General features: G+C 76.6%; 6 protein-coding genes. 3 read left to right on the forward strand and 3 right to left on the reverse strand.

Annotation, left to right across the window (positions count from 1 at the left end; translation table 11 throughout):
• Positions 1–2: 2 nt before the first annotated feature.
• Positions 3–2,429 carry a SpoIIE family protein phosphatase gene (locus tag ACFWA9_RS18050; protein ID WP_380388186.1) on the reverse strand — a complete coding sequence of 809 codons (2,427 nt, stop codon included), beginning with the start codon at positions 2,427–2,429 and terminating at the stop codon, positions 3–5.
• A gap of 182 nt (positions 2,430–2,611) precedes the next feature.
• Here ACFWA9_RS18050 and ACFWA9_RS18055 point away from each other — a divergent pair, with 182 nt between their 5' ends.
• The 3 genes from ACFWA9_RS18055 to ACFWA9_RS18065 all read left to right on the forward strand — a co-directional run bounded on the left by ACFWA9_RS18055 (position 2,612) and on the right by ACFWA9_RS18065 (position 5,091).
• Positions 2,612–2,935 carry a DUF4326 domain-containing protein gene (locus ACFWA9_RS18055; protein ID WP_329491105.1) on the forward strand — a complete coding sequence of 108 codons (324 nt, stop codon included), beginning with the start codon at positions 2,612–2,614 and terminating at the stop codon, positions 2,933–2,935.
• 145 nt (positions 2,936–3,080) lie between these two features.
• The gene (locus ACFWA9_RS18060; protein WP_380388188.1) at positions 3,081–4,397 is read left to right on the forward strand and encodes a PQQ-binding-like beta-propeller repeat protein; all 1,317 of its coding nucleotides are present in this window, start codon (positions 3,081–3,083) and stop codon (positions 4,395–4,397) included.
• 64 nt (positions 4,398–4,461) lie between these two features.
• Complete coding sequence (locus tag ACFWA9_RS18065) at positions 4,462–5,091, forward strand: uridine kinase (RefSeq protein ID WP_380388190.1); 630 nt, start codon at positions 4,462–4,464, stop codon at positions 5,089–5,091.
• Here ACFWA9_RS18065 and ACFWA9_RS18070 read toward each other — a convergent pair.
• Both ACFWA9_RS18070 and ACFWA9_RS18075 read right to left on the reverse strand, forming a co-directional pair.
• Positions 5,045–5,896: a DNA-formamidopyrimidine glycosylase family protein gene (locus ACFWA9_RS18070; protein ID WP_359807714.1), complete on the reverse strand. Its 852-nt coding sequence runs from the start codon at positions 5,894–5,896 to the stop codon at positions 5,045–5,047. The genes ACFWA9_RS18065 and ACFWA9_RS18070 overlap by 47 nt on opposite strands.
• A 46-nt stretch (positions 5,897–5,942) precedes the next feature.
• Positions 5,943–6,386, reverse strand: a complete 444-nt coding sequence (locus tag ACFWA9_RS18075) for a universal stress protein (protein ID WP_352293799.1) — start codon at positions 6,384–6,386, stop codon at positions 5,943–5,945.
• Between the last annotated feature and the right edge of the window lie 240 nt (positions 6,387–6,626).

Here is a 6,626-nt window from a genome sequence, read left to right on the forward strand (position 1 = left end):
GCTCACCCGTAGGCGGTGAGCATCAGCGCCACGTCGTCCACCCGGTCGGTGGAGCCGACCTCCTGGAGCAGCCGTTCCGCCAGCCGTTCCAGCCCGTCCTCCGCGTCGCCGGCCGCGCCGGCCGGTCCGGTGAGGGCGTCGCGCAGCCGGTCCACGCCGTGGTCGATCTCCACCGCGGGGTCCTCGACCAGCCCGTCCGTGTAGAGCGCGAGCAGCGAGCCCGGCGCCATCCGGAACTCGCTCACCGGGTACTCGGCCCAGTGGTCGACGCCGAGCAGCGGCCCGCCCGCCACGTACAGCGCCTCGGTGCTGCCGTCCGGGTGGCGCAGCACCGGCGGGAGGTGGCCGGCCCGGGCGATCCTGGCGGTGCCGTCGGCGGGGGTGAGCCGGATCAGGCAGCAGCTGGCGAGCAGCCCGGGGTCGAGGTCGAGCAGCAGCCGGTTGGTCTGCGTGAGCACCTGGTCCGGCGGCTGGCCGCTGGCGGCGAAGGCCCGGACCGCGCTGCGCAGCTGGCCCATGGTGGCGGCGGCGCCGACGCTGTGGCCCTCGACGTCGCCGATCACCAGGTTGAGGTCGTGGCCGGTGACGATGGCGTCGTACCAGTCGCCGCCGATCTCCATCCCCTGGGTGCCGGGCAGGTAGCGGGCGGTGATCCGGACGTTCTCCAGGCGCGGCAGCCGGTGCGGCAGCAGGGCCTGCTGGAGGCCGCGGGCGAGGGCGAACTCGGCGTCGTAGAGCCGGGCCCGCTCCAGGGCCTGGGCGATGAAGCCGCCGAGGGCGGTGAGCAGCCCGCGTTCCTCCAGGGTGAAGGCGCGGGACTCGTCGAAGCCGATGATGCAGCTGCCGACCGGGTGGCCGGAGGCGATCAGCGGCAGGAACGCCCAGGCGCGCATCTCGTCCAGGGCGATGCCGGGGTAGGCGGCGGCGAGTTCGTGGACGGACTCGAAGAAGATCGGTGTGCCGGAGCTGAGCGCCTCGGCGCCGGGCACCCGGGCGCCGATCGGGGTGCCCTCGAAGCGGTCCAGGAAGCCGTCCGGGTAGCCGCTCTGGGAGACCAGGTGGAGGCGCTTGTCGCGGACGGTGTAGATGGCGAGCTCCTGGCCGCCGAAGGCCGGCAGGATCTGGTCGGCGACGGCCCGGCAGACCTCCCGGACGGTGACGGCCTCGCTCAGCGCGCTGGCCAGCTGGAGCAGGTGGTACATGGCCCCGACGCTGGTCCGGGCGCCGGGCGGGGGTTCGGCCGGCGGCTCCGGCGCGCCGGAGGACGGCTCGGCGGCGACCACCCGGCCGGTGACGCCGTGGGTGTCCGGGTAGAGCGAGAACGCCAGCCAGCCGTCCGGCGGGCGGGCCGCGAGGAAGGCGGTGGGCTGCTGGGAGACCATCGCGGCGCGGTAGCGGTTCTCGTAGACCGGGTCGGAGAGCCAGGGCAGCACGTCCCACGGGTGGTGGCCGACCAGGTCCTCGCGGCGGGCGTGCAGCAGCAGCTCGACGCTGCGGTTGGCGTAGGTGATCCGGCCGTCCGGGTCCAGCGAGAAGACGCCGTCGCGCAGCCGCTCGACGGCTTCGGCCGCGGCGGTGCCGGTCCGGGTGTCCAGCACGGCGCCGACCAGGTGGGTGCGGCCCTCCGGCCCGGCCGTCTCGGGCACCCGGCCCCAGAGCTCGACCGGATAGGGGTGGCCGTCGTGGTCGAGCACCCGGACCCGGGCGGCCAGCATCCGGCCCTCGTCCAGCGCGGCCCGGGCGGCGGCCCGGAACTCGGGCAGGTCGCCGGGGGCGATCCGGGTGGTCAGGGTGGCCGCCCGGCCGTCGAACTCGGCGGGCGACATCCCGAAGATCTCGCAGAACGGCTCGTCGACGGCGAGCGCCCCGGTGGCCAGGTTCCAGTCGAACAGGCCGACCCTGGTGGTCGGCGGGGACGGTGGCGCCAGCTCGACCACGGCGGTCTCGCCATTGGGTTCGATCAGCCGCCCGTTCCCGTCCAGCGCCGCCAGCGCGGCGGCCAGCCCGTCGGCCACCGACCGCAGGTGCCGCTGCGCGCCCGGCGGCACGCCTTCGTCCGAGGCGGCCCAGAGCACGCAGATCACCCCGTACGTCTCCTTGCCCGCCTTGACGGGTACGCAGGCGGAGGCGAAGTCGTAGGGCATGCCGACGGCCATCTGCGGGAAGCGCCGCATGGTGTCCTCGGTGTCGGCCAGCGCGATCACCCGGCCGGTCCGGAAGCTGACCGCCACCGGCATCGGCCCGGCGGCGGCGATCCGCCGGTACTGGGCGATGATCGACAGCGGCACGCCCGCGATGGTGCAGAGCACCAGTGAGCGCCGGTCCCGGGCCCGCAGGTAGACCATCCCGCCGTACGCGTCGGTCTCGGCGAGCACCCTGCGGACGGCGGTCGCGAGCAGCGCGTCCCGCTCGTGCGTCGCCCCGGCCACGGCATCGCGCTCCCAGGGGCGGCGCGCGTCGGGTCGCGTCGCCCGAGTCCCGCCGGTCACACGCGGACCGGGCCGGTCCGCCGGCACACCCTGGCGCATCCTCTCTTGCTACGCCCGGGTCAAGGGACTGTCAAGGCGAGCCCCGCGTGCCGCCCGGCCCGGACCGCGCCAGCATGGTCACCATGCCGACCGATCCGGGCCGCACCACCGTGGTCAACCTCAAGGGCCACCGCGACGATCCCGACTACGCCGACGTCGTCTACGTCGGGCGGGCGATGCACCGCGGCGGCTGGCACCTCGACGAGTCCCCGCTGCACTGCCCCTACCGGCCCGGACCGGACCTCAGCCGGGAGCGGATGCTCGTCGAGTACCGCGCCTACCTGCTGGACCGGCCGGACCTGCTCGCCCTGCTGCCGGAGCTGCGCGGCCGCCGGCTCGGCTGCTGGTGCGTCCCGCTCGCCTGCCACGCCCAGGTGCTCGCCGAGCTGGCCGACCACGGCAGCTGAGGCGGCCCGCCGGGGCCCGCGGCCCTCCTCCGGGTGGCCGGGCGCCGCCCCCGGCACCGGCCGCCCGCGAACCGTCCGGACGCGCTTCGATATCCTCACTCGGACAGCGCAGCGCAGCGGCTGCCCCGGGGAAACGAGTACGTCCATGCAGCCGGCACCGTCCGACCGTGCCCGAACGGCGCAGACCGAGGAGGCCGGCGCCGCCTGGCAGTGGGACGGCGAGAGCGACGACCGGCCGGCCGAACCGGCCGACGTGCTGAGCGGCGGCTCCGAGGCGGGCGGCGGGCCGCGGCTGACCCGGCGGCCGCTGCTGACCGGCGCCGGGGTGCTCGCGGCGGGCGCCGCGGTCTGGGCGTTCGCCCGCTCGGCGGACGAACCGGCGCCCGCTCCGCCCCGGCCGCTGCCGACCCGCGTCGCCGGACCGCAGCCCCTCTGGACGTACCGGGGCCGGGAGGCGATGGCGTCCGAGCGGCTGACCGGCCGCCCGGCCGTCCCCGTCTTCCTCACCCGCGAGGGGCTCCAGGTGCTCGACCCGGCCGACGGCAGGCCGCTGCGGCTGCTGTCGTTCGCCGCGGCCAAGGCGGACTGGCCGAACGACGTGCAGCAGCCGGGCGCCCATGTGGTGGTCGGCCCCGACCGGGTGTTCACCACCTCCAACGGCCACCTCGACAGCCACCACCTCACCGACCCGGCCGCCGGGTGGAGCCTGCCGCTGCCGGAGGTGCTGGGCAACGGCACCGTCACGCTGTTCGGCTGCGCGGGCGACGTCGTGTACGGCGAGTTCGAGCCCCGGCCGTTCACCGGGGACGGCCGGCTCTTCGCGGTGCACGTCACGGACCGCCGGGTGCTCTGGTCCCGTCCGTCCGAGGGGGAGCGGCCGCTCTCCCCGCTCACCGCGGCCGGGGGCCGGGTGCCGGCCTTCGACGGCTCGGCCGGCGGCCTGCGCCTGCTGGAGGCCGCCACCGGCAAGCGGCTCTGGACCGTGCCCACCGACAGGGGCACGGGCTGGGCGGTCACCGACCCGGAGCACGTCTACGCCCCGCTGGGCCCGGCCGGGCTGCGGGCCCTGCGGGTGGCGGACGGCGGCCCGCACTGGTCGGTCGTCCCGGGGCCGGCCGACGAGTGGCGGCTGCTGCCGCCGGTCGCCGGTGGCGCCCTGGTCCACCTGTTCCGCGACAACGGCCTGGTCACCGCCCACGCCGCGGACACCGGGGCCCAGGTCTGGGAGCACCGCCTGCCGTTCCGGCTGGACCGCCGCAGCAGCCCGCTGCTCGCCGGGCCGGTCCTCTACGTGCCCGGTCCGGCCGCTGCGGGCGTCCGCGCCCTGGACGCCGCCACCGGCGAGGAGCGCTGGACCTTCCGCGACTCCGGCCCCGGGGTGGACGTCTGGTCGCTCTCCCACGACGCGACCCGCCTGTACGCCGGCCACGACGACGTCCTGCACGCGCTCCCGCTCGCCTGACCCGCGGTCACCGCTGCGCGGCCCCGGTCCCGCCGCCGCCCCGGCGACGGGGGAGGATGGCGGCGTGCAGGTACACCCGATCTCGCCCGACCGGCTCGCCGAGCGCCTCGCCGACCGCGTCACCGCCCTGCCCGGAGCCGGTGAGCGGTGGCTGCGGGTCGCCGTGGACGGCGCCCCGGCCGCCCGGCCCGACGCACTCGCCGACGCGCTGGTGGAGCCGCTGCGGGAGCGCGGCCGCCCCACCCTGCGGGTGTCGGCGGCCGCCTTCCTCCGCCCGGCCTCGGTCCGGCTGGAGTACGGCAAGCAGGACCCGGACGCCTACCACGACCTCTGGCTGGACGACGGCGCCCTGCTGCGCGAGGTGCTGGACCCGCTGGAGCCCGGCGGCACCGGCCTCGTCCTGCCGTCGCTGCGCGACCCGGTCACCGACCGGGCGACCCGCGCGCCGTACACGCCGCTGCCGCCCGGCGGCGTGCTGCTGCTGGACGGCGCGCTGCTGCTCGGCCGCTGGCTGCCGCTGGAGCTGACCGTCCACCTGGCGCTCACCCCGGCCGCGCTGGCCCGCCGCACACCGGCCCAGGAGCAGTGGACGCTGCCCGCGTTCGCCCGCTACGCGGCCGAGACCGTCCCCGCCAAGGCGGCCGACCTCACCGTCCGGGTCGACGACCCGCGCCACCCGGCCCTGGTCGAGTAGCGGTCCGCGTCCCGGGGGCCGGCCCGCGCTGGCAGTGCGGGCACCAGAAGGCCACCCGCTCCTGCGGCGGCGTGCCCTGGGTCGCCGTCCGGACGACCGTGCCGCAGCGCGCGCACGGCCGCCCGGCCCGGCCGTACACCCAGTGCCGGCGGCCCGGCCGGGTGTCGCCGGTGGTGACGTGCCCGGGGCGCAGCCGGTTGGCGTCGAGGATCTGCTGGGAGCGCTCCACCAGCCGTTCGGGGCGCGGGAGTTCGCCGACCGGCGTCCACGGGGTGACCCCGGCGAGGAAGCAGAGCTCATTGGCGTAGACGTTGCCGATGCCGGCCAGGTTGCGCTGGTCGAGCAGCGCCTCGGCGAGCGGCCGACCGGGCTGGGCCAGGAGCCGGCGGACGGCCTCGCCCGCGTCCCAGTCGGGGCCGAGCAGGTCGGGCCCGAGGTGGCCGACGACCCGTTCCTCCTCGGCGGTGCGCAGCAGTTCGACGACGGGCAGCCGGTAGCCGACCGCCGTGCTGTGCTCGGTGCCGAGGACGGCCCGGATCTGCCAGGCGGGCCCGCCCGACCATCGCTCGCCGGGGCGGTAGACCGCCCAGCGGCCGTCCATCCGCAGATGGGTGTGGAGGGTGAGGCCGCCGTCGAGCCGGGTCAGCAGGTGCTTGCCGCGCGGGGCGACCTCCAGCACCCGCCGCCCGGTCAGATCGGCGGTGGCGTGCGCGGGCACCCGCAGATCGGCCGCGGTCAGCACCCGGCCGGCCAGTTCCTCGTGCAACCGGGCCGCCACACGGTAGACGGAGTCACCTTCAGGCATGCCCCCATCCTCCCCCGCCGGCCGGCGCCGACACGGTCGGCGGGGCCTACTTCTCGCGCACCACGACGACCGGGCAGGGGGCGTGTTCGGTGAGGTGGCGGCTGACGGATCCGAGCAGGGCGCCGGAGAATCCGCCGAGGCCCCGGCTGCCGACCACCAGCAGGGCGGCGCCCTGGGCCGCCTCCAGCAGGGCCTGCGCGGCATTGCCGGGCATCACCGTCTCGGCGACCCGGACCCCGGCGTCGGCCCCGGCGACCTTGGCGACCGTCTCGGAGAGCGTCCGCCCGGCCAGCTCCTCGGGGTTGAAGCCCTCGGCCGGGGGCATCGCGAGCCCGGCCCAGCCGTAGAACGCCGGGTACTCCCAGGCGGCGATCGCCCGGACGCCGCCGCCGGCCAGCCTGGCGTAGTCGATCGCCCAGCGCAGCGCCCGCTCCGAGGCGGGCGAGCCGTCCACGCCGACGACGATCAGGGGTTCCGCGCTGTCGGCCATGCCGCTGCTCCTTGTTCGACGATCCCGGCTTCACCTGCCGCTGACCAGGCAAACATAGATCAATACGGGCATATGGCCGCTAATTGCCACGCCGAAGACGTCGAAAACTTTCGAACCCTGTGCGGTCCCGCCCCGAGACCCGAGACCCGAGACCCGAGAAGCGTGACGCGCCCGCGGGTCCGGTGGACGGGCGGCCCGGAGGCGGAGACTGGTACTGGCGGGTGCGCGGGCCTCGTTGCC

The organism is Kitasatospora sp. NPDC059973 (assembly GCF_042737525.1).
GTDB lineage: Bacteria > Actinomycetota > Actinomycetes > Streptomycetales > Streptomycetaceae > Kitasatospora.

What these genes read in the sequence shown, in the direction of transcription:
- ACFWA9_RS18055 (WP_329491105.1), top strand. Translation starts at nt 2,612, where the DNA reads ATGCCGACCGATCCGGGCCGCACCACCGTGGTCAACCTCAAGGGCCAC.
- ACFWA9_RS18075 (WP_352293799.1), bottom strand. Translation starts at nt 6,386, where the DNA reads ATGGCCGACAGCGCGGAACCCCTGATCGTCGTCGGCGTGGACGGCTCG.
- ACFWA9_RS18070 (WP_359807714.1), bottom strand. Translation starts at nt 5,896, where the DNA reads ATGCCTGAAGGTGACTCCGTCTACCGTGTGGCGGCCCGGTTGCACGAG.
- ACFWA9_RS18060 (WP_380388188.1), top strand. Translation starts at nt 3,081, where the DNA reads ATGCAGCCGGCACCGTCCGACCGTGCCCGAACGGCGCAGACCGAGGAG.